This is a genomic window from Stenotrophomonas sp. Ste86 (assembly GCF_024519465.1).
In the GTDB taxonomy this organism is placed as follows: domain Bacteria; phylum Pseudomonadota; class Gammaproteobacteria; order Xanthomonadales; family Xanthomonadaceae; genus Stenotrophomonas.
In genome coordinates, this window is sequence record NZ_JALJRW010000023.1 from 37917 (window position 1) to 58451 (window position 20535).

General features: G+C 68.1%; 21 protein-coding genes. 12 read left to right on the top strand and 9 right to left on the bottom strand.

Going from position 1 to position 20535, the window contains the following annotated elements:
* Window positions 1-36: 36 nt before the first annotated feature.
* The 7 genes from NR101_RS16310 (at window position 37) to rnfB (ending at window position 7779) form a co-directional block, all read left to right on the top strand.
* On the top strand, window positions 37-1962 hold the full coding sequence (locus NR101_RS16310) for a DUF885 family protein (RefSeq protein ID WP_256775891.1): 1926 nt from the start codon (window positions 37-39) through the stop codon (window positions 1960-1962).
* 56 nt (window positions 1963-2018) lie between these two features.
* Window positions 2019-3065: a serine hydrolase domain-containing protein gene (locus NR101_RS16315; protein ID WP_256775919.1), complete on the top strand. Its 1047-nt coding sequence runs from the start codon at window positions 2019-2021 to the stop codon at window positions 3063-3065.
* Entirely contained in the window at window positions 3062-3481 is a 420-nt protein-coding gene (locus tag NR101_RS16320) for a VOC family protein (protein WP_256775890.1), read from the top strand. The genes NR101_RS16315 and NR101_RS16320 overlap by 4 nt, the downstream gene beginning before the upstream one ends.
* Before the next feature lie 98 nt (window positions 3482-3579).
* The gene (locus NR101_RS16325) at window positions 3580-4023 is read left to right on the top strand and encodes a DUF2147 domain-containing protein (RefSeq protein WP_256775889.1); all 444 of its coding nucleotides are present in this window, start codon (window positions 3580-3582) and stop codon (window positions 4021-4023) included.
* A 586-nt stretch (window positions 4024-4609) separates the two neighbouring features.
* The gene (gene metG / locus NR101_RS16330) at window positions 4610-6685 is read left to right on the top strand and encodes a methionine--tRNA ligase (protein ID WP_256775888.1); all 2076 of its coding nucleotides are present in this window, start codon (window positions 4610-4612) and stop codon (window positions 6683-6685) included.
* 61 nt (window positions 6686-6746) lie between these two features.
* Window positions 6747-7337, top strand: coding sequence for an HAD family hydrolase (locus NR101_RS16335; RefSeq protein WP_256775887.1), 591 nt, complete (start codon window positions 6747-6749; stop codon window positions 7335-7337).
* 25 nt (window positions 7338-7362) lie between these two features.
* Complete coding sequence (gene rnfB / locus NR101_RS16340; protein ID WP_256775886.1) at window positions 7363-7779, top strand: Rnf electron transport complex subunit RnfB; 417 nt, start codon at window positions 7363-7365, stop codon at window positions 7777-7779.
* Between the two features lie 42 nt (window positions 7780-7821).
* Here rnfB and NR101_RS16345 read toward each other — a convergent pair whose 3' ends face one another.
* Window positions 7822-8169, bottom strand: a complete 348-nt coding sequence (locus NR101_RS16345; RefSeq protein WP_038687069.1) for a RidA family protein — start codon at window positions 8167-8169, stop codon at window positions 7822-7824.
* Window positions 8170-8364: 195 nt separating this feature from the next.
* Between NR101_RS16345 and mprF the strand changes: the two genes are divergently transcribed.
* Window positions 8365-10929, top strand: a complete 2565-nt coding sequence (mprF, locus tag NR101_RS16350) for a bifunctional lysylphosphatidylglycerol flippase/synthetase MprF (protein ID WP_256775885.1) — start codon at window positions 8365-8367, stop codon at window positions 10927-10929.
* A gap of 40 nt (window positions 10930-10969) precedes the next feature.
* On the opposite strand, the gene NR101_RS16355 is transcribed toward mprF, so the two are convergent.
* From NR101_RS16355 to NR101_RS16370, 4 genes are all read right to left on the bottom strand, one after another.
* On the bottom strand, window positions 10970-12313 hold the full coding sequence (locus tag NR101_RS16355) for an AcvB/VirJ family lysyl-phosphatidylglycerol hydrolase (RefSeq protein WP_256775884.1): 1344 nt from the start codon (window positions 12311-12313) through the stop codon (window positions 10970-10972).
* Between the two features lie 79 nt (window positions 12314-12392).
* Entirely contained in the window at window positions 12393-13046 is a 654-nt protein-coding gene (locus NR101_RS16360) for a DUF998 domain-containing protein (RefSeq protein ID WP_256775883.1), read from the bottom strand.
* Window positions 13047-13057: 11 nt separating this feature from the next.
* Window positions 13058-13243 carry an oxidoreductase-like domain-containing protein gene (locus tag NR101_RS16365; RefSeq protein WP_256775882.1) on the bottom strand — a complete coding sequence of 62 codons (186 nt, stop codon included), beginning with the start codon at window positions 13241-13243 and terminating at the stop codon, window positions 13058-13060.
* Between the two features lie 27 nt (window positions 13244-13270).
* The gene (locus tag NR101_RS16370; RefSeq protein WP_256775881.1) at window positions 13271-13870 is read right to left on the bottom strand and encodes a hypothetical protein; all 600 of its coding nucleotides are present in this window, start codon (window positions 13868-13870) and stop codon (window positions 13271-13273) included.
* A gap of 235 nt (window positions 13871-14105) precedes the next feature.
* On the opposite strand from NR101_RS16370, the gene NR101_RS16375 reads away from it, so the two are divergent.
* A complete protein-coding gene (locus NR101_RS16375; protein ID WP_256775880.1) occupies window positions 14106-15242 on the top strand; it encodes a tetratricopeptide repeat protein in 1137 nt (378 codons plus the stop codon).
* Between the two features lie 7 nt (window positions 15243-15249).
* Here NR101_RS16375 and NR101_RS16380 read toward each other — a convergent pair whose 3' ends face one another.
* A complete protein-coding gene (locus NR101_RS16380) occupies window positions 15250-15585 on the bottom strand; it encodes a zinc ribbon domain-containing protein YjdM (protein WP_256775879.1) in 336 nt (111 codons plus the stop codon).
* 116 nt (window positions 15586-15701) lie between these two features.
* Between NR101_RS16380 and NR101_RS16385 the strand changes: the two genes are divergently transcribed.
* The 3 genes from NR101_RS16385 (at window position 15702) to NR101_RS16395 (ending at window position 18298) form a co-directional block, all read left to right on the top strand.
* Window positions 15702-17057: an Hsp70 family protein gene (locus tag NR101_RS16385; RefSeq protein ID WP_256775878.1), complete on the top strand. Its 1356-nt coding sequence runs from the start codon at window positions 15702-15704 to the stop codon at window positions 17055-17057.
* Between the two features lie 750 nt (window positions 17058-17807).
* Window positions 17808-18101: a YkgJ family cysteine cluster protein gene (locus tag NR101_RS16390; protein WP_345779496.1), complete on the top strand. Its 294-nt coding sequence runs from the start codon at window positions 17808-17810 to the stop codon at window positions 18099-18101.
* A gap of 17 nt (window positions 18102-18118) precedes the next feature.
* Window positions 18119-18298, top strand: coding sequence for a hypothetical protein (locus NR101_RS16395; protein ID WP_256775876.1), 180 nt, complete (start codon window positions 18119-18121; stop codon window positions 18296-18298).
* Between the two features lie 45 nt (window positions 18299-18343).
* Here NR101_RS16395 and NR101_RS16400 read toward each other — a convergent pair whose 3' ends face one another.
* From NR101_RS16400 to NR101_RS16410, 3 genes are read right to left on the bottom strand one after another with little or no spacing between them, the layout of a single operon-like run.
* The gene (locus NR101_RS16400; RefSeq protein WP_256775875.1) at window positions 18344-19228 is read right to left on the bottom strand and encodes a DUF4097 family beta strand repeat-containing protein; all 885 of its coding nucleotides are present in this window, start codon (window positions 19226-19228) and stop codon (window positions 18344-18346) included.
* 12 nt (window positions 19229-19240) lie between these two features.
* On the bottom strand, window positions 19241-19771 hold the full coding sequence (locus NR101_RS16405) for a hypothetical protein (RefSeq protein ID WP_256775874.1): 531 nt from the start codon (window positions 19769-19771) through the stop codon (window positions 19241-19243).
* The gene (locus NR101_RS16410; RefSeq protein WP_256775873.1) at window positions 19768-20346 is read right to left on the bottom strand and encodes a sigma-70 family RNA polymerase sigma factor; all 579 of its coding nucleotides are present in this window, start codon (window positions 20344-20346) and stop codon (window positions 19768-19770) included. The genes NR101_RS16405 and NR101_RS16410 overlap by 4 nt, the downstream gene beginning before the upstream one ends.
* Window positions 20347-20535: the final 189 nt, after the last annotated feature.

The window sequence follows — 20535 nt, forward strand, 5'->3', positions numbered from 1 at the left end:
AGCTCCCCGGTCTGTGTAGTGTTACGGATACCGCCGATGCCCCACCCCGCCCGCGCCCTGGCGCTCGCCATCGCCGCCCTGCTGGTGTTCAGCACCGCCGCACCGGCAGAAGCCGCCAAGAAGAAGGCCAACCGGCCGGCCGCCGCGCAGACCCGGCAGGCCGCCAAACCCAAGGCAAAACCGCGCCCGCGCCCCGCCGCGGCGCCGGCCCGCCAGCCCCTCGTGCGCCAGCAGACCAAGGCCGCCCAGCTCAACCGCATCTACGATGAATACTGGGATGCCTCGATGCGGCTCAATCCGCTGCAGGCCACCTTCCAGGGCGACAGCCGCCACAACGACCAACTGCCCAACATTCTCTCGGCCGCCTACCGCCAGCAGTCGCACGACTTCACCGTGGAATGGCTGGGCAAAGTGGAGAAGATCGGCCCCGATGGCCTCACCGGCCAGGACCTGCTGAGCTACGAGATCTTCGTACGCGACGCGCGCATGTCCGTCGCCGCCGAGCAGTATCCCAGCTGGATGCTGCCGGTCAGCCAGTACTACAACCTGGGCAGCATCATGGCGATCCTCGGCTCCGGCTCGGGCGCCCAGCCGTTCAACACGGTGAAGGATTACGACAACTGGTCCAAGCGTTCGCTGGGCATCGGCCCGCTGTTCGACCAGGCCATCGCCAACATGCGCCAGGGCATGGCCGCCGGCGTCGTGCAGCCGCGCGACCTGATGGAAAAGGTGCTGCCGCAGCTGGATGCGGTGATCAAGCCCACTGCCGAGGAAACCCTGTTCTGGGCGCCGGTGCGCAACCTGCCCGCCGACATCCCGGACGCGGAAAAGACCCGCATCGCCGCCGAATACAAACGCATGATCGAGTACCGGATCATGCCGGCCTACCGCGCCCTGCGCGGCTTCATCGCCACCGAATACCTGCCCGCCACGCGCAGCAGCGATGGCCTGGGCGCGCTGCCCAAGGGCCAGGCCTGGTATGGGCAGAACATCGTGCAGAGCACTGCATCCACCCTGGATGCGCAGCAGATCCACAGCATGGCCGAACAACGCGTGGCCACCCTGCAGGCGCAGATCGCGGGCATTCTGAAGGACAACAGGATCCGCGGCTCGCAGCAGAAAGTGCTGCGCAACATGCGCACGGACAAGAGCTTCCAATACGCCAATGGCGAGGCCCTGCTCAACCGCTACCGGCAGTTGCAGACCCAGGTCGCCGGCCGCCTGCCGGCCCTGCTCGGCACGCTGCCGAAGGCGCCGATGGAAATACACGCGGTCGAACCCGAGCGCGCTGCAGCCGCCTCGGCGGTGAGTTACCAGCAGCCGCTGCCGGATGGCCTGCGCCCGGGCATCCTGTACGTCAACACCGGCAACCTGGCAAGCCGGCGGCGCTGGGCCACCCCGATGCAGTTCCTGCACGAAGGCATCCCGGGCCACCACGTGCAGCTGGGCCTGCAGCAGGAACTGGACAAGCTGCCGCGCTTCCGTCGCCTGGGCGGCGACATCGCCTTCATCGAAGGCTGGGGCCTGTATGCCGAATCGCTGGGCGACCCACTCGGCGTCTACCAGGATCCTTACGAACGCATCGGCTACCTGCAGGCCGCGCTGACCCGCGCCGCGCGCATGGCCGCCGACACCGGCCTGCATGCGCAGGGCTGGAGCAAGCGCCAGGCGGTGGACTACCTGGTCAAGACCGCCGACATGCCGGCCGAAGATGCCACTGCTGAAGTGGAACGCTTCATGGCATTGCCCGGGCAGACGCTGCCCAATGGCCTGGGCGAACTGAAGATGTTCGAGCTGCGCGACCGTGCCAAGGCTGCACTGGGCCCGCGTTTTGACCTGCGTCGCTTCCACGAGGAAGTGCTGCGCGACGGTTCGATGCCGCTCGATATCCTCGATGCCAAGCTGCAGCGCTGGATCGCCAGTGAAACCGCCGGCACGCCGGCGCCCGCCGCCAGTCCCTGACCTCGCCCCGGGAACCGGCCATGCACATGACACCGCGTCCGCGCTGGATCAACGCGATGTGCATCGGCCTGCTCGCGGCCGGCAGCGTCTTCGCCGCGCCGGTGCTGACGCCGCCGGACCCGGGCATCGATGCGTTGTTGCAGCGCTACGACGGCCAGGTGCCCGGCGCGGCGGTGCTGGTGCTGCACGACGGACAGCCGGTGTTCCAGCGCGGCTACGGCCTGGCCGTCCTCGAGGACGGCACCTCGGTGACCGCACAGAGCAACTTCCGCCTGGCCTCGCTGAGCAAGCAGTTCACCGCGGCGGCGATCCTGCTGTTGGCCGAGGATGGCCGTTTGACCCTGGATGACCCGCTCAAGCGCTGGTTGCCCTCGCTGCCGCGCGCCGCCGATGCGATCACCCTGCGCCAACTGCTCAGCCATACCAGCGGCCTGCTCGACTACGAAGACCTGCTGCCGCCCGGTGCGACGGCACAGGTGCACGACAACGACGTGCTGCACCTGCTGGAAACCCAGGACCGCACGCGCTTCGCCCCCGGCAGCCGCTACCGTTACAGCAACAGCGGATATGCGCTGCTGGCGCTGGTGGTGGCCAAGGCGTCCGGGCAGGATTTCGCCAGTTTTCTGAAGGCGCGTATCTTCAGCCCGCTGGGGATGGATGCCAGCGTCGCCCACCAGGACGGCGTGGACGATGTGGCGCATCGCGCGTACGGCTATAGCCAGATCGACGGACGCTGGCAGCGCACGGACCAGAGCCCCACCAGCGCGGTACTCGGCGACGGCGGCATCTATTCCTCGCTGGCCGACCTGGCCAAATGGGACGCGGCACTGTACGACACGCGTCTGCTGAAGGCAGCGTCCTTGCGCCAGGCATTCGCGCCGGCCACCGCCACCGAGGAACCGGACGTGCCGTTCTACGGCTTCGGCTGGCGCCTCAACGGCCAGGCGCAATGGCACAGCGGGGAGAGCATCGGCTTCCGCAACGTGATCCTGCGTTATCCCGCACACCGCCTGACGGTGATCATCCTGAGCAACCGCGACGGCCCCGAACCCTATCCGCTGGCGCAGCAGATCGCACGACGCTGGCTGGACACCCTGCAATGACCCACGACCACGACACCCCGCTGCTCGGCGTCCACCATGTGGCGCTGATCGGTTCGGACTACGCGCGCTCCAGGGCGTTCTACACCGAGGTCCTTGGCCTGCGGGTGCTGGACGAAAACTACCGCGCCGCGCGCGATTCCTGGAAGCTCGACCTGGCCCTGCCCGACGGCAGCCAGTTGGAGCTGTTCTCTTTCCCGCACGCCCCGCCCCGCCCAAGCCGCCCGGAAGCCCAGGGGCTGCGTCATCTCGCGTTCCGGGTAGCGGCGCTGGAGCCGATGATCGCGCGCCTGGCCGCGGCCGATGTCGCCTGCGAGGCGATCCGTACCGACGAATACACCGGCCGCCGCTTCACCTTCTTCGCCGACCCGGACGGACTGCCGCTGGAGCTGTACGAGATCCCCGCCGAGGGCGGCTGAACAGGGTCGGCGGTGCGTTCCGTACCGGAGCGAATGGGTATACAGTCGGCCTGTACCGGCCCAGCGCCGGCATTCACGAACTCCCTGGGAGGGGAAACATGCGCAAGACTTTGAAGACCCTGCTGCTGGCACTGCCGCTGATGCTGGCCGCCATGTCGGCCAGTGCGGCCGATGGTGCGGTCGGCCGCTGGAAAACCATCGACGACAAGACCGGCAAGGTAAAGTCGATCGTGGAGATCACCCAGGCCACCAACGGCACCCTGACCGGCAAGGTGGTGGAGATCCTGCATTCGGACAAGGGCCCCAATCCGGTCTGCGACGGTTGCGAAGGCGCCAACAAGAACAAGCCGGTCAAGGGCATGACGATCCTGTGGAACCTCAAGGCCGACGGCGCCAACGCCTGGTCCGGCGGCACCATCCTGGACCCGGGCAACGGCAAGACCTACAAGTCCAAGGCCAAGCTGCAGACCGGCGGCGCCAAGCTCGACGTCTCCGGCTGCATCGCCTTCATCTGCCGCTCCCAGACATGGGTGCGTGAGTAATCTGGCGCTGTTTGTCTAGTCATTGCTGCGGTGTGGTCGAGGCGGGTTCAACCCCACCGGGAGAAGAAGGCCGAAGCGGCTGCGCCGCTTCGGCCTTTTGCATTTCAACTCCCCCCCACACCCCGAACCAAACCGCTCTGGCTCCGGCTTCGGTACGCAGAAGCGCAGCCCATTTCGATTCGATTCGATCCGTTTCGGTCCGGCCCGCTCCGCTCAGCTTCGGCCCCACCCGCCTTTCCCCTGCACACCAGCCAACTGTGGAAGGGTTGGGGTGGGTGAGGTTGCGGGGCCCTCCACCGCATGGATGCGGTGGCGGAGCTTACATGGGTGAGGGCGCATTGCTTGCGAGGCACTGCCTCGCATGCGTCCGAACGCACAGCCGCCAGCGGCTGGGCCGGGCCGCGGAGCGGGACTTGCAGCGTGCCCCGCGGCCTCACCCACCCCAGCCCTCCCCCAGCAGACCGGTCAATAGGCTTCGGCTTCGGCTTCGGCTGTGGCCCTGGCTCCAGTTTCGAAAAAAAGCCCGCCGCAGGCGCCCACCCCCTCCATGCGATAATCCCCAGTCCCCAAAGCAACAACGCAGACCATGACCCGCACCGCTCTCGTCACCACCGCCCTGCCCTACGCCAACGGCCCGCTCCACCTGGGCCACCTGGTCGGCTACATCCAGGCTGACATCTGGGTGCGCGCGCGGCGAATGAGCGGCGGCAAGACCTGGTTCGTCTGCGCCGATGACACCCATGGCACCCCGATCATGCTCGCCGCCGAAAAGGCCGGCGTCAGCCCGGAAGCCTTCATCGCCAACATCCAGGCCAGTCACGAACGCGACTTTGCCGCCTTCGGCGTCGCCTTCGACCACTACGACTCCACCAACTCGGCCGCCAACAAAGCCCTGACCGAAGCCTTCTACCTCAAGCTTGAGGCCGAAGGCCACATCGCGCGCCGCTCCGTGGCCCAGTTCTACGATCCGGCCAAGGGCATGTTCCTGCCCGACCGCTACATCAAGGGCATCTGCCCGGTCTGCAGCAGCCCGGACCAGTACGGCGACAACTGCGAAGTGTGCGGCGCCACTTACGGCCCCACTGAACTCAAGGACCCGCGCTCGGTCATCTCCGGGGCCACCCCGGAAATGCGCGACTCCGAACATTTCTTCTTCGAAGTCGGCCGCTTTGAAGGCTTCCTGCGCGAGTGGCTGGACGGCGACGTCGCCCTGCCCGGCGTCAAGGCCAAGCTCGGCGAATGGCTCAATGCCGAAGGCGGCCTGCGCGCCTGGGACATTTCCCGCGACGCGCCGTACTTCGGCTTCGAAATCCCCGGCCAGCCCGGCAAGTACTTCTACGTCTGGCTGGATGCGCCGATCGGCTACCTGTCCAGCTTCCAGACCCTGTGCGCCAAGAACGGGGAAGATTTCGACGCCCACCTGCGCGCCGGTTCCAGCACCGAACTGCACCACTTCATCGGCAAGGACATCGTCAATTTCCACGGCCTGTTCTGGCCGGCCGTGCTGCACGGCACCGGCCATCGCGCGCCGACGCGCCTGCACGTCAATGGCTACCTGATGGTCGACGGCGCCAAGATGTCCAAGTCGCGCGGCACCTTCGTCATGGCGCGTACCTACCTGGATGTCGGCCTGGAAGCCGAAGCGCTGCGCTACTACTTCGCCGCCAAGTCCGGCGGCGGCGTTGAAGACCTCGACCTCAACCTGGGCGACTTCATCGCGCGCGTCAACGCCGACCTGGTCGGCAAGTTCGTCAACCTGGCCAGCCGCTGCGCCGGCTTCATCAGCAAGCGCTTCGATGGCCGCCTGGCCGACAGCCTGCCCGATGCCGCCCAGTACGACCGCTTCGTCGCCGCCCTCGCCCCGATCCGTGAGGCGTACGAGCGCAACGACCCGGCCGCCGCCGTGCGCCTGACCATGACCCTGGCCGACGAAGCCAACCGCTACATCGACGACCAGAAGCCGTGGGTGATCGCCAAGCAGGACGGCGCCGACGCGCAGCTGCAGGCGGTCTGCACCCAGGGCTTGAACCTGTTCCGCGTGCTGGTCACCGCACTACGGCCGATCCTGCCGGCCACCGCCGCGCAGGCCGAAACCTTCCTCGCCGCACCGGTGCAGGACTGGACCGACATCGCCCGCCCGCTGACCGCACACACCATCGCGGTGTACGCACCGCTGTTCACCCGAATCGACCCGAAAATGATCGACGCCATGACCGACGCCTCCAAAGACACCCTCGCCGCCCCCGCCCCCGCCGCCGCCCCGGCCAAGCCTGCCAAGCCGGCACCCGCGCCCGCACCGGCGGTAGCCGCCGCCCCGACCGACGGCCCGGCCTATATCGGCATCGACGACTTCGCCAAGCTCGACCTGCGGATCGGCAAGGTGCTGGCCTGCGAGTTCGTCGAAGGCTCGGACAAGCTGCTGCGCTTCGAACTGGATGCCGGTGATCTCGGCAAGCGCCAGATCTTCTCCGGCATCCGCGCCAGCTACGGCGAGCCGGAAAAACTGGTCGGCCGCAGCGTGGTGTTCATCGCCAACCTGGCCCCGCGCAAGATGCGTTTCGGCCTGAGCGAGGGCATGATCCTCTCGGCCGGTTTCGACGGCGGCGACCTGGCCCTGCTCGATGCCGACAGCAGCGCCCAGCCCGGCATGCCGGTGCGCTGATCGCAACGAAGGGGCGGCCCTGCCGCCCTGTCCTGCTGGCCTGCACGGAGGAAGCTGCGGTTTGGAACTGGCCTTGTTCGATTTCGACCACACGGTCACCACCTGCGACACGTACGGCCGTTTCCTGCGCCGCGTGGCGACGCCGGAGCAGCTCGCCCAGGCCTGGTGGAAAGTCGGGCCGTGGCTGCTGGCTTACCGGCTCAAGCTGATATCGGCCGCGCGCATCCGCGCCCGCGTCACCCGCCTGACCTTCAGCAACCGTCACAGCGATGACATCGCCACCCAGGCCGCCGGCTATGCGCGCGATGTGCTGCCCGACGTGGTGCGCCCGCAGATGCTGGAACAGATCCGCTGGCACCTGCAGCAACGGCATACCGTGGTGATCGTGTCCGGCTCGCTGGATCTGTACCTGCGCCCGTGGTGCGAATCGCTTGGTCTGGGCCTGATCTGCAACCGTCTGGAAAGCCGCGATGGACGCCTCACCGGTCGCTACGCCGATGGCGACTGTGGCCCACGCAAGGTCGAACACATCCGCCAGCGCTACGACCTGTCACGCTTCCAGCGCATCCACGCCTACGGCGACAGCGCGGAAGACCGTCCGATGCTGGCCCTCGCCCACGATCGCTGGTATCGCGGCAAACCTTTGAAATGAAGACCCCGCGCAGCCGACGCCACGCATGATCACCCCAACGTCCCTGACCGAACGCCTCGACCGCCTGCTGCCGCAGACCCAATGCGGTCAATGCGGCTATGACGGTTGCCGTCCCTATGCCGAGGCCATGGCCCGCGGCGAGGCCGGCGTGGATCACTGCCCACCCGGCGGTGATGACGGCGCCCGGGCACTGGCGCGTGTACTGGGTGTACCTGCAGTGCCATTCGACCGCAGCCGGGGCGAATATACGCCCGCGCAGGTGGCGCTGATCATCGAGGCGGACTGCATCGGCTGCACCAAGTGCATCCAGGCCTGCCCGGTGGATGCCATCGTCGGCGGTGCCAAATACATGCACACCGTCATCGCCGACCTGTGCACCGGTTGCGCGCTGTGCATTCCACCGTGCCCGGTGGATTGCATCGACCTGATCGCAGCGCGCTGATGCCGTGCAGCCGAGCGATATGCCCGGCTGCCATTCGGCCCGTTACGGCAGTGCCGCGGTGATCACGATCTCCACCTTCCAGCTCGGATCGGCCAGCTTGGCCTCCACCGTCGCGCGTGCCGGCGTCATGCCCGCCACCACCCACTCATCCCACGCGGCATTCATGCCGGCGAAATCGTTGATGTCGGCCAGGAACACTTCCGCACGCAACACGTGCTGCTTGTCGCTGGCCACCAGCGCCAGCAGCTTGTCGATCTCTTCCAGCACCTGCCGGGTCTGGCCGGTGATGTCCTGGCTGGTGTCTTCGGGAATCTGCCCGGACAGATAGGCGACCTTGTTGTGTACGGTCATTTCGGACATGCGCGGACCGACATCGAAACGTTCCAACATGGCGTGTTCTCCTCTGGATGAAGGGACATTGTCACCGATGCGGTGTGCGCCTGTCCGTGCCCGGTGTCCTTGCCGCCACGGCGTGCACAGCGCACACCCTTGGCAAGCGTGCGCATCAGGCGCACGATGCGCCCGCACCCTGCACCGCCTCCTGCCTTGACTCTTTCATCGCCCCCCACGGAGCACGCTACACCGATGACCGAAACGACCCCTGCTCCCGCCCCGGCATGCCTGGCCTGGCGCCGCGCCGCCACCGTCATCTTCAGCCTGGCGATCCTGGCCCTGGCGCTGCGCGGGCTGGCCAACGAGTTCGACGAACACGGCTACCGCGCCATCCGCGAAGCGTTCCGCCACCTCGGTGCCGGCCAGATCGCGCTGACCGTGGTGCTCGGCCTGGCCAGTTACGCCTGCCTGATCGGTTTCGATGCCATTGGCCTGCGTCGCAGCGGCAAGCAGTTGCACCCGGCGCGTGTGGGCATCACCGCCTTCCTGGCCCACACGCTCGGCCAGACGCTGGGGTTTGCCGCGCTCACCGGCGGCGCCGTGCGCCTGCGCGGCTATGGCGGGGCCGGGCTGAGCCTGGGCGAAATCGGCCAGGTGGTGCTGATGAGCACGCTTGGCTTCGTGTTCGGCGCGTGGCTGCTGCTGGCCTTGGCCTTCATCCTCGAACCGGGTGCGGCCGCGTTGGCGCTGCCGGTGTCGGTGCAGGCGGTGCGCGTGTTCGGCATTGTCGGCCTGCTCGGTTACCTCGGCACGCTGCTGCTGGTCGGTCGCGACGGACGTACCTTCCAGATCCGTGGCCACAGCCTGTGGCTGCCCGACCGCCGCACCATGCTTGGCGTCACCGCGCTGAGCGTAGTGGAACTGGTCCTGGCCAGCGCCGCGTTCTACGTGCTGCTGCCGATGGATACCCCCACCGGCCTGGCCGGCTTTGTCGGCCTGTACCTGGTGGCGGTGCTGGCCGGGTTGATCTCCAGCGTGCCGGCCGGGCTGGGCGTGTTCGAGTGGAGCCTGCTCAAGCTGCTGCCGCAGGTGGCACCGGCGTCGGTGCTGGCCGCCGCGCTGATCTACCGCGTCACCTATTACGTGCTGCCGCTGCTGCTGGCCACGCTGCTGGCCCTGGGCCCGGCAATGCGCAAGCCGCTGCGGGTCGGCGCCGGGGCCACCCGCGCCGGCTGGACCGCGCTGCGTCCGTGGCTGCCGCAGATCATCGCGCTGGCGGTGTTCAGCGTCGGTGCCGCACTGGTCATCGACGGCACCCTGCCGACCCCGCGCCGGCACCTGGTCAACGCCTCGCTGCCGATCCTGGAAACCTCGCACCTGCTCGGCAGTCTTGGTGGCGTGGCCCTGCTGCTGATCGGGCAGGGACTGCAACGACGCAGCCACGCGGCCTGGATGCTCGCGCTGGGCATCTGCGTGATCGCGCCGCTGCCGATCTGGCTGCGCGGCGGCCAGGTGTTGATCGCGCTGTCGGCACTGTTGGTGGCGATGGCGCTGTGGGCCTCGCGCCGTGAGTTCTACCGCCAAGGGGCGCTGCTCGACGAAGCCTGGTCGTGGCCGTGGATCCGCAATCTCGGCCTGGTCCTGGTCGCGGTGATCTGGCTGCTGTTCTTCGTCTACAGCCACGTCGAATACCAGAACGAGCTGTGGTGGCAGTTCGCGCTGCAGGGCAACGCCCCGCGTGCGCTGCGGGCGCTGCTGGTGGTGGCCATCGCGCTGACCATCTTCGGCCTGGCCCGGCTGCTGCACAGCACGCGCAGCCCGCTGCCGGCCGCCGACGCCCCGACCCTGGACGCACTGGCCCCGATTCTGGCTGCCGCCGAAGACACCCAGGCGTGCCTGGTCCTCACCGCCGACAAGGCGGTGCTGCGCGATGCCGACCAGCGCGGCTTTGTGATGATGCAGCGCTACGGCGGCTCGCTGATCGCGATGGGCGACCCGGTCGGTCCGCCGGAGGTGGTGCGCGGACTGATCTGGCGCTTCCGCGAGGAAGCCGACCGGCTCGGATTGCGCCCGGTGTTCTACCAGGTCGGCGAAGCGCATTGGCAGACCTACCTCGACCTCGGCCTGACCCTGGTCAAGCTCGGCGAAGAGGCGATGGTGCCGTTGCAGGACTTCGGCCTGGAAGGACGCGAGCGTGCCGACCTGCGCCAGGCCTGGAACCGCGGCAAGCGCAGCGGCCTGAGCTTCCGCGTGGCCACCCCGGCCGAGGTGCCCGCCCTGCTGCCGGCGCTGGAAGCAATTTCACAGGAATGGCTGGATGACAAGGCCGGCGATGAAAAGGGCTTCTCGCTGGGCAGCTTCGATCCGGACTACCTGGTGCGCTTCCCGATGGCGCTGGTGGAAGCGGAGGGCCGCATCGTCGCCTTCGCCAACCTGTGGCAGGCGCCGGCCGGGCACGAGTTGTCGGTGGATCTGATGCGGCATATCGACGATGCGCCCAAGGGCACCATGGATTTCCTGTTCATCGAGCTGTTCCTGTGGGGCCGCGCCAACGGCTTCCACCGGTTCTCGCTCGGCATGGCGCCGCTGTCGGGACTGGCCCAGCATCGCCTGGCCGGGCGCTGGAATCGCTTTGCCAATATCGTGGCCCGGCATGGCGAGCGCTTCTACGGCTTCAGCGGTCTGCGCCGCTTCAAGTCCAAGTTCGCCCCGCAGTGGCGTGCCCGTTACCTGGCCGCGCCCGGCGGCGTGCACCTGCCGGCTGCACTGCTCGATGCTACCCGGCTGATCTCGCTGGATCCGCGCCGCCACGATTGACCTTGGTGGGGGATCCGGCATGGATCCCCCACCGCACGCGTCACCGCGCCGGCAGATGCTCCAGCAACGTCTGCGCCAGGCGATCGTAATCGCCCTTGAAATGATGGTCGCCCGGCAGTTTCACCACCTGCGCATTGCCTCCCGGCAGGTCCGGGCACAGCGCATCATCGTCGTCCTCGCCATACAGGCACAGCGTCTTGCCGACCGGCAACCTGGCGATCTCCGGCGCGATCGGCAGGCCGTCGCCACCGCCGCCCAGCCAGTTGCTGACATGGAACTCGTAATCGGCGGTCTTGCCCACCGACATCAGCCCGATCATCGCCACGCTGTCGCGCATCGCCGGTGACAACTGATTGATCGCCGCCGGGAGCACGTCGGCGCCCTGCGAGAAGCCGACCAGCACCACCCGCTTGCGCTGCCATTGCCGGCTGTAATGCGCGGCAATGCGCTCGAGGTCGCGGGCGAAGCCCTGCGGATCGCGGGCGGTCCAGAAATAGCGCAACGAATCCACGCCCACCACCGACACCCCGCCCTCGCTGAGGGCGGCGGCCACTTCCTTGTCCAGCCCGGCCCAGCCGCCGTCACCGGACACGAAGATCGCAAACGTGTCGCCCGGCTTGCTGGACGGCAGTTCGATCACCGGCAAGCCTTTGAGGTCATCTGGCGGGGGCGCCAGGCTCACTCCCTTCTGAGCACCGATCACCTGCGCCGCCGCCAGCAGCCCGGGCAGGTCGCCACCCTCTGCGCTGCGCTCGAACTGTCGGCCCATGCTCACCTTGCGCACGAACGCGGCCGCATCGCCGACCTTGCAGCGTGCGTCGCCGGCAGCGTTCAGCCACGGGAAATTGAGGTCGGCCGGTTGCAGCCGGCCGTGGCTGACGCCGGCGCCGCAGACCATGCGCTCGCGCGCCCGGTCCGGACAGAAGTCGGTGGTCAGCAGGCCGGCGAAGACCTGGGTGTCGGCCTGCGCAGCCACCGCATAGGCCAGCTCGGCACCTTCCCCGTCGCCGCCGATCAGCGGCAGGCGGTAGCCGGGCAGATGCAGGTAGGCCTGGAACCAGCGCGAGAAATTCTCCACATCGCCGGCGCCGAACCCGCAGGTACCGCCGCCTTCGCGGGCCAGTTCCTTGCGCAGCCGGGCGACATCGACCTGGGCGACCAGCGCGCCCCGCGCACGCAGCGCATCGATGCGCTGACGGGTGCGTTCGTGCTCGCGGCCGCCGTCGAACCACACCACCACCCGCTGCAGGTGTCCTTCCGGCAGGAACACCGGCACCTGCTGGAACCGCCCATGGCTGACCTGCTGCGGTGTCGCGGCCGCGGCCATCGACGCCCATCCACCGATCACCAGACCCAGTACCTTCCCCCACCCGGCTCGCCGCATCGTCACGCATCCCAAAAGAGTCGCGCCCACGATACGCCGGTCCCCCGCCAACGGCATGTACACAGACTGGCTGCACCGCTCAGCCAGGCGTGGCGACCCCGGCCTCCCGCGTCGTCCGCCATTGCCGTACGGCCACCGCCAGCAGCCATAGCACCAGCACGGCGATCACCAGCTTCTGCCCCGCGCCGCGTGGCGGACCACGCCACAGCACGTGCAGCCACAGCAGCACGAAGCACAGCCATGCCCAGGCCCAGGCCAGGCCGGCCCAACGCGACCAGCGGGGGTCGGCGCGTAGGTACCAGCTCTGCAGCAGCATCGCCACGCTTACGCACAGGAAGGCGGTGTTCGCCGCCAGCCCATGCACCAGTGGGGCCAGCAGCGGCGCCCGCTGGGGCAACCAGCTGTCGCCGATGGCCACGCCGAGCAGGCCCAGTGCGCCCGCCCAGAACAGCCCCGGCGCCGCCCCGCTGCGCCGTGGCGAGCGACTGTCGACGTGCAGCGCGTACGCCAGCAGCATGATCGCCAGTGCCAGCGCGCCGTAGGCGCACCGCAATGCCAGGCCCCATGGCCCGTGCAGGTAGAGGCTCAGCGTGGCCTGCACCCAATCCAGGTCCTGGCGGACCCATTGGGTCCACAGCGCCGTGGCGATGAACACCACCAACGCGACCATGGCCAGCAGCGCGGCCCTGGCCTGCGGCCGCGTGGACGGGCGTGCCGAGGCGCCATCATTCATCGGCGCCGTACTCAGTCGATCGCATCCGGATGACGCAGCGTCCACGCCGCCAGTGCGGCCCGGTAGCGCTGCAGCTCATCGCTGTACAGATCCAGCACGCACAGCGGGCAGCCGCTGCCGCAGCACTCGTTCGGGCCGGGTTCTTCCGGTGGCTGCGGGCGTGGATCGGGGTCGGGAAGCGCGACGAGCTCGGACATGGGCATCAAGGGGGCGGAGAGCCACCATTATCCAATGCGGCGACGCAGGTTGGCGCGCGCCGCGCCGTCCAGCCGCTGGTGGAAGAACCCGCTCAGGAAGATCCGCGGCTTCAGCAGCAGCTGCTTGAGGAAGCGGCGCCGGTTGAGCCGGAACAGGAATCCTGGCACATGGCCGGCATATTCCTCCGCAATGCCCTGGTCGTAGGCATCGAACACCGCCGCCGGCGCGCCGAGGATGGCCATGTCGCAATCCAGGAACAGCGCCGCTTCGGCGTCGATGTCGGTTGCGGCCAGCGCGCCATGCCGGGCAGTCAATTCGATCAGCTGCACCACCCGCGCCACGTCGATGCCCTCGGCGGGCAGCCAGCGCAGGATCGCCTCGCGCGCCAACGCGGCAGAGCGCGCTTCATTGTCGCTGCGCCCGGCGTCGTAGATCGCATCGTGGTACAGCGCGGCCAGCTGCACCTCGCGCGGCTGCTGCCAGCCCGGGCCGTCGGCAACGATCTGGCAATGCTGCAGCACCGCCTGCACGTGCGAAAAGTTGTGGTATGCCCGCGGCGGCATCGCGTAGGCGGCTTCCAGGTCGGCCTGCATCGCCGCCGGCAGGGGCATCGGTTCAAAGCGCATGGGCAAACAGTGACGGCCGCCGCGGCAACTGGCAAGCGGATCGTCATTGGCGGTTTTTTGACCAGCCACGCGCCACGCCTGGTGCACGGCGCGTGCGCGTGCTTATCCACAGGTTTGCCCGGGGCTGATCCACACCGGCTGTGGATGGCCGATCGGGCCGACGAGCGGCACCCCATCCTCCCGGCCCAGGCCTAGACTGGGGCGGCTACGTCGGTAGCCCTGCGAGGTAAACGCGATGTCCGCCTGGAGATTCCTGCTGGTGCTGACCCTGCTGGCAGCAGCGGTGGTGCCGCTGTCAGCCGGTGCGGCAGAACCGGCCGCTGCGGTGTCGCCTGCGCCCCCGCCGCCCCCCACCCCGGAACAGATTCTTGCCATTCCCCCCGAACTGCGCGCACTGCTGCAGCAACGGGTGATCGCCCCGAGCTTCTCGCGCGAACAGCGCGTACAGCGGTTGGTGCATCTGATCTTCGACGACGACGGCATGCAGCTGTCCTACGACCCCTACGCCACCCACACCCTGACCGAAACCTGGCAGACCCACCGCGCCAACTGCCTGTCTTTCACCCTGCTGTTCGTGACCCTGGCGCGCGCGGCCGGCATCGACGCGCGCGTGCAGGAAGTGGCCCAGGTGGTCACCTGGTACGAGGACCAGGGCGTGATCTACAACGTGGGCCACGTCAACGCGGGGGTGACCCTCAATGGCAACACCGCCGTCGTCGACCTGGACCGCAACGTGCTCTACGACCGCTACGGTCCGCAGCCGATCGAGCAGAAGCGCGCGCTGGCGCACTTCTACAACAATCGCGGGGCGATGTGGATGGCCGACGATCTGGCACAGGCCCGCACCTATCTGCAGGCGGCATTGGCGCTGGACCCCACCTTCGTCGCCGGCTGGAACAATCTGGGCGTACTCGACGCACGCAGCGGCAATCTCGCCGAGGCCGAGCGCGACTACCGCACCGCGCTGACGCTGCAGCCGCGCAACGCCGCCAGCCTGACCAATGCCAGCGCGCTGTATCGGCGCCTGGGCGACACCCGCCAGGCCGCGCAGTTGGCCAATCGCCTGCAGCAGGTGCAACGCGGCGATCCGTTCGCACAGTTCCGCTTCGGCAACGAGGCTGAGCAGCGCCAGGACTACGCGGCGGCCGTCGGCTATTACCGCCGCGCGGTGAGCCTGTATCCCACCGCGCACCCGTTCCACTTCGGGCTGGCGCGGGCGTACTTCCTGGCCGGCGACAACGCACGGGCATCGAAGGAGATGGCCCGCGCACGCGACCTGGCCGGCGACAACGCCGATGTGCTCAAGGCCCAGTACCAGGCCAAGCTGGACAGCCTGAACCGCTGGCGCCAGCGCAGCGCCGCGGTCAACTGAGCCGGTTTCAGGCCTTCTTGAGGAAGCAGGTCTTCAGGACCAGACCCTTGATCTTGTCCGAATTGCCTTCGATGTGTTCGGCGTCATCGTCGACCAGGCGGATGTTGCGGATCACCGTGCCCTGCTTGAGCGGGATCGACGAGCCCTTCACCTTCAGGTCCTTGATCACCGTGACCGTATCGCCGCCGGCCAGCACGTTGCCATTGCTGTCGCGCACCACCAGCGCCTCACCGCCGCCCTCGGCCGCGGTCCACTCATGCCCGCAGTCGGCGCAGATCCACAGCGCGCCATCGGCATAGGTGTTTTCCAGGGAGCATTGAGGGCAGGCAGGAGCGGTGGACATGGTGAGGCCTTCGTAAACTGAACAACCCCTATTGTAACCGCCCGGCCCCCCCGGCCCTTGCACCGCTGGCCCGCTTGCCGCAAAGTGCGCGCCCCCTGACCTCCGGCCCGGCCTGCATGAAAATCGGCATCGACTTTGGCACCAGCAACTCCGCCGCCGCTGCGGTGGTGGACGGCAGGGTGGTACCGATCCAGTTCGGCCAGGCCGAGCAGTTCCGCACCACGGTGTATTTCCCGGAGGTGATGCGCGACCCGAACGATTTCGAGCTGACCCCGGCGCTGGAGCACGAGCTGGCCCGCCTGATCGACGCGGCCGCACGCGATGCGCGTGCCGCCGGCCAGGAGCGCGCGCCCGATGCGCTGCGCCGCGAAGCCCTGCGCGTGGTGCGCCGGCAGTGGATGGAAGAGCAGATGCGCGCCCCGCTCACCTCCACCAAGCTGCTGCAGAACGCCGTCTACGGCGACGATGCGCTGGAAGCCTACTTCGAAGAGAACGAAGGCAACCTGGTGCAGAGCCCCAAATCGATGCTCGGCTACAACCTGCATCCGCGCGCGCGCCAGACCATCACCGGCATCGCCACCCACATCCTCGAACACATCCGCCTGACCGCGTCACGCCAGCTCGACCGGCCGGTACGCACGGCCACGCTGGGCCGGCCGGTGCAGTTCCGCAGTTCGATCGGCGCAGCCGGCAACGACCAGGCGCTGGAGATCCTGCACACCGCGGCGATCGCCGCCGGTTTCGACGACGTCGATTTCCTCGAGGAACCGGCGGCGGCGGCGATGCATTACCACGCCGAAAGCACGCAGGAACACGAGGCGATCGTGGTCGACATCGGCGGCGGCACCACCGACATCGCGCATGCGCGCGTGGGCGGCACCCAGGCACCGAAGATCCATCGCGCCTGGGGCATCGCGCGCGGCGGTACCGATATCGACCTGGCCCTGAGTCTGGGCGCATACATGCCGATGTTCGGTCGCGGCGTGAGCCGTATCCCCGCCCACCACTACGTGGAGGCGGCGATGGTGCAGGACATGACCCGGCAACGCGATTTCCGCCAGCACAGCTACCGCGACGCCGAGCAGCCGTGGGGCAAGCGCATGCAGGCGCTGCAGGACACCGGCAACACGGCGCGCCTGTACCGCGAGGTGGAACGCTGCAAGATCGCGCTGAGCAGCACCGCCGCGCACGACAGTGCGCTGGATTTCATCGAGCGCGGCATGGCCGTGCAGGTGGAGCGCGCACGCCTGGAAGCCTCTGCGGGCAACTACCTGGGCGAACTGCGGACACTGCTGGAGCAGGTCCGTGCCGACATCGGCCACGATCCGGCGGCGGTGTTCCTCACCGGCGGGATGTCGCGCGCCGGTTATCTGCAGGATGCGGTGGCTGCTGCATTCCCGGGCGCGACGCTGGTGCGTGGCAATCCGTCCTTCGGCGTGGTGCATGGGTTGGCGTGGGCGGCGGCTGATTGAATCCGAGGCGCGTCTGGAGCCGTCGGTTTCGCTGGCATGGTGCGGGGGGGTGTGGGTGGCCCGGACACGCTGCAAGTACGTCCCTGTAAGCTCGCAGGCGCCATCCCTGGCGCCTGACGGTCCCGGCCACCCACACCCCCCGCCCCTCGACAGTGCGTCGGTTCCCATGGAAGCGCCGCCGTTATGGTTGGATGGAGAGGTGCCGAGCGTGGCTCGGCACTACCGATGGCAGCGCAGAACGTGCAGCGCTTGGCTCTGTACCGCAGATGGCTGCGCCGCCCCAGCCGACCAACGGTCGGCTCTACCGGTTTTTGATGGTCGGTGCGCTCAAGCCCTGTGGCGCGCCCTTCCCGAACGTTCCCTGATGACGGTGGCTGGACCCGTGCCTGGGCCCTGAGTTGTGCACTTGAACTTCGACCTTCTGGCCCCAGATAGAGACCTCGGCAGTAGCGGGAAATCCAGGCGGCACAAGGCTTTCCGCCCCATTCCGGGACGGCATTAACAAAACGTTACGCCAAAAGCGCTATCATCTTTCTGCTTCAGTGCGCAACGCGCATGTCATCCCGGGCCTGGTACAGGCCACCGTCCTTCTCGATGCTGCCGCCTTCGGATCCGTCCCGGGCGCCGGGATCGCTTTTACGCTGTGATCCGGCTCGTTCCCAGCGCACCGCCCCTGAGCCGCCAAGAGAGATTCGATTGGGCGAACGCCTGGTTGTACCAGCCCCAGTTTCCGCTGCCGAACCCGACCCCATCGACTGCCGCCGTTGTGACGCGGTGTGTTGCCGGATGTCGGTCACCGTCATGCCCAGCGACGCCGTTCCCGGCTACCTGCTGGACCGCGACGAGGCCGGGCGCACCGTCATGGCGCGCAACGACGAAGGCTGGTGTGCCGCCATCGACCCCTATCACCTGCGCTGCACGATCTATTCGCAGCGTCCCGCCATCTGCCGCCAGTTTGACATGGGCGGCGATGACTGCCGCCATGTGCGGCAGGACTACCGTCGACAACAGCACGACCTGTCGGCGATTTTATCCACGTGTTAACCATGACAGGAGCATCCATGGCCCGTACGCCAAAGACCTCCCCCAAGGCAGGCAACACCGTTCGCGTTGACCGCAAGCAAGGTTCCAGCACCGCAGTCAACAGCGCCAGCATCGCAGCCGACCTGGCCGCGTTCCGCAAGAGTGGTGGCAAGATCGAAGTGCTCGGCAACACCCTGGCACTGAAGAGAGCCGGCTGACCTGCAGCCGTCCGCACCGGCCCAGTGCCGGTGCGGTGGCCGCACTCAACGTCCGCCCAGCCCCACCCGCACATTGCCCGAATGGGCATTGATCGCGATGTCCCCATCGCCACCGCCCAGCTTCGTATCCAGCGTACGGCCCGGCCCATAACGCGGCCGCTCCACCGTACCCGCATCGGACTGGATATCGCCACTGAACGTTTTCACGCTCAGCTGTGCCGACACCGACCGCGGCAACTGCAGCCCGATCGAACCACTCACCGTCTGCAACGTCACCTTCCCGCCCGGCGCCACGCCGGATGCGGCGATGTTCAAGCTGCCCGATACCGCTTCGGCGGCCAGACGCTGTACCCGGCCCGCGTCCACCTTGATGCTGCCCGACACCGTTTCCACCGCCACCTCGCCCGACACCCCGCCAGCGGCCTGCACTGACCCGCTGACTGCGCGCAGGTCCAGGCGTGGCGTCTGCACCTGCGAACGGATCCCGCCGCTGACCGTGCTCAACGTGGTCTCGCCGCTGCGGCCGGCCGCCGACACACTGCCGCTGACCGCATTGGCCTGCAGCCGGCGCAGATCCACATCGGCCACGTCGATATCGGCGCTCACCGTGCCCAGCTGCACCTCCACCGCACGCGGCACACGCAGTTCCAGCGTGGCCCCGCCGTTGTTGCTGTTGCGCGGATAGACCACTTCCCAACGCACCCGGTTGGTACTGCGGTCCTGCTTGAGGGTCAAGCCGTCGGCCATCGAGCCGCTCAGCCCCACCTCGTTGCGGTCCCAGCCGCGCACGCTGACCTTGCCGGCGATGTTGCTCAGCTCCACCCGACCGCCCGCGCCCAGCGGCGCACGCTCATCGACACGGGTGGCAGCCTGCACCGCCAGCGGCAGCAGCAGGCCCAGGGCGGCGATCAGACGTAGTGATGTGTGCATGGTGTATCTCCTTCAGGATGGCAGGCCAGCGGCGGCCATGACCGCCTGCTGGGTAAGTTCAAGACGCAGCGCATAGGTGCGCTGCAGCTGCGCAAGCAGCGAACGGGAGCGCGGGTTTTCGGCGATCGCCGCGCGGATGTGGTCGGCACTGCTGTCCAGCTCACGCAGCGCCGGTTGCCAATCCCCGCCCACCTGCGCGGCCGGCAACGCGGCCATCGCCTGCTGGTACTCGGCGACCATGGCATCGGCTTGGCGCTGCACCAGCGTGGGTGGCGGCGTCTGCGGTTCCGGCATCGGCACCACCATGACCAGGCCCAATGCCGCAGCCAGACCCAGTCCGATGTGCAGCGGCCAGCGCCGGCGCGGCACGATCGCCGTCACCGATGCGGCCGGCAGTGGTGCAGCGACCGGCAACGGCATGGCCGGCAAGCGCGCGGCGATGCCCTGCCACACCCGCGCTGGCGGCAGGCGTTCGCCCGGCAGTGCGCGCAGCTGCGCCTGCAGTCCGTCGTTGTCGTTGTCGTTGTCGATACGGTCGTTCATGCGGTTTCTCCCAAGCGTGCGCGCAACAGTCCACGCGCACGGTGCAACTGAGCCTTCGAGCTGCCCACGGCCATCTGCAGCTGCTCGGCAATCTCATGGTGTTTCCAGCCTTCGATGTCGTGCAGCACCAGCACCGCACGGGCGCGCGGCGGCAGTGTTTCCAGCGCACGTTCCAGGTCCATGCTGGTGCCCGCGCAACGGTCCACCGAGGCCAACGTGGCCACGCTGTCCCAGCCCGCCTCGCCGGCGTCGCAGGCCTGCTCGACGGCATTGGCACGCAGTTCCATCAGCGCCGCGTTGACCCCCAGCCGATGCAGCCAAGTACCCAGGCTGCTGTCGAAACGGAAGCCCGGCAGTGCCTTCCAGGCCTGCAGGAACGCTTCCTGCAACGCATCTTCGGCGCGTGCCGCGTGGCCGCCGCACAACCGCCACAGCACCGCATACATGCGCGGCGAGTGGCGTCGGTAGATGCGTTCATAGGCGGCCATATCGCCGCCGACCGCCGCGCGGACCAGGGCGTGGTCGTCGACAGCGTCGGTCGGGGCGCGGGATGCGGGCATGGTGGCGTTGAGCATATCCGTTGGATGCGCGCTCCATCGAAAAGGTTTAAACGGCCCCGGGCGATTTTTGTGGTTCTTCGCCCCTATGCGGGACAAGTAGAAGCGTGCGTTGACCTTTCCAGGCGCGGCCATTGGTGGGTCGGGCGCTCGGCGCCCATGCCCTTTCCGGCGAATGTCCTCCGGCGTCGGCCTGCGGCCGCCCCC

What these genes read in the sequence shown, in the direction of transcription:
- NR101_RS16360 (WP_256775883.1), bottom strand. Translation starts at nt 13,046, where the DNA reads ATGAATGATGGCGCCTCGGCACGCCCGTCCACGCGGCCGCAGGCCAGG.
- NR101_RS16375 (WP_256775880.1), top strand. Translation starts at nt 14,106, where the DNA reads ATGTCCGCCTGGAGATTCCTGCTGGTGCTGACCCTGCTGGCAGCAGCG.
- NR101_RS16315 (WP_256775919.1), top strand. Translation starts at nt 2,019, where the DNA reads ATGTGCATCGGCCTGCTCGCGGCCGGCAGCGTCTTCGCCGCGCCGGTG.
- NR101_RS16400 (WP_256775875.1), bottom strand. Translation starts at nt 19,228, where the DNA reads ATGCACACATCACTACGTCTGATCGCCGCCCTGGGCCTGCTGCTGCCG.
- NR101_RS16380 (WP_256775879.1), bottom strand. Translation starts at nt 15,585, where the DNA reads ATGTCCACCGCTCCTGCCTGCCCTCAATGCTCCCTGGAAAACACCTAT.
- NR101_RS16355 (WP_256775884.1), bottom strand. Translation starts at nt 12,313, where the DNA reads ATGCGGCGAGCCGGGTGGGGGAAGGTACTGGGTCTGGTGATCGGTGGA.
- metG (WP_256775888.1), top strand. Translation starts at nt 4,610, where the DNA reads ATGACCCGCACCGCTCTCGTCACCACCGCCCTGCCCTACGCCAACGGC.
- NR101_RS16320 (WP_256775890.1), top strand. Translation starts at nt 3,062, where the DNA reads ATGACCCACGACCACGACACCCCGCTGCTCGGCGTCCACCATGTGGCG.
- NR101_RS16370 (WP_256775881.1), bottom strand. Translation starts at nt 13,870, where the DNA reads ATGCGCTTTGAACCGATGCCCCTGCCGGCGGCGATGCAGGCCGACCTG.
- NR101_RS16410 (WP_256775873.1), bottom strand. Translation starts at nt 20,346, where the DNA reads ATGCTCAACGCCACCATGCCCGCATCCCGCGCCCCGACCGACGCTGTC.
- NR101_RS16405 (WP_256775874.1), bottom strand. Translation starts at nt 19,771, where the DNA reads ATGAACGACCGTATCGACAACGACAACGACAACGACGGACTGCAGGCG.
- NR101_RS16385 (WP_256775878.1), top strand. Translation starts at nt 15,702, where the DNA reads ATGAAAATCGGCATCGACTTTGGCACCAGCAACTCCGCCGCCGCTGCG.
- NR101_RS16325 (WP_256775889.1), top strand. Translation starts at nt 3,580, where the DNA reads ATGCGCAAGACTTTGAAGACCCTGCTGCTGGCACTGCCGCTGATGCTG.
- rnfB (WP_256775886.1), top strand. Translation starts at nt 7,363, where the DNA reads ATGATCACCCCAACGTCCCTGACCGAACGCCTCGACCGCCTGCTGCCG.
- mprF (WP_256775885.1), top strand. Translation starts at nt 8,365, where the DNA reads ATGACCGAAACGACCCCTGCTCCCGCCCCGGCATGCCTGGCCTGGCGC.
- NR101_RS16345 (WP_038687069.1), bottom strand. Translation starts at nt 8,169, where the DNA reads ATGTTGGAACGTTTCGATGTCGGTCCGCGCATGTCCGAAATGACCGTA.
- NR101_RS16395 (WP_256775876.1), top strand. Translation starts at nt 18,119, where the DNA reads ATGGCCCGTACGCCAAAGACCTCCCCCAAGGCAGGCAACACCGTTCGC.
- NR101_RS16365 (WP_256775882.1), bottom strand. Translation starts at nt 13,243, where the DNA reads ATGTCCGAGCTCGTCGCGCTTCCCGACCCCGATCCACGCCCGCAGCCA.
- NR101_RS16310 (WP_256775891.1), top strand. Translation starts at nt 37, where the DNA reads ATGCCCCACCCCGCCCGCGCCCTGGCGCTCGCCATCGCCGCCCTGCTG.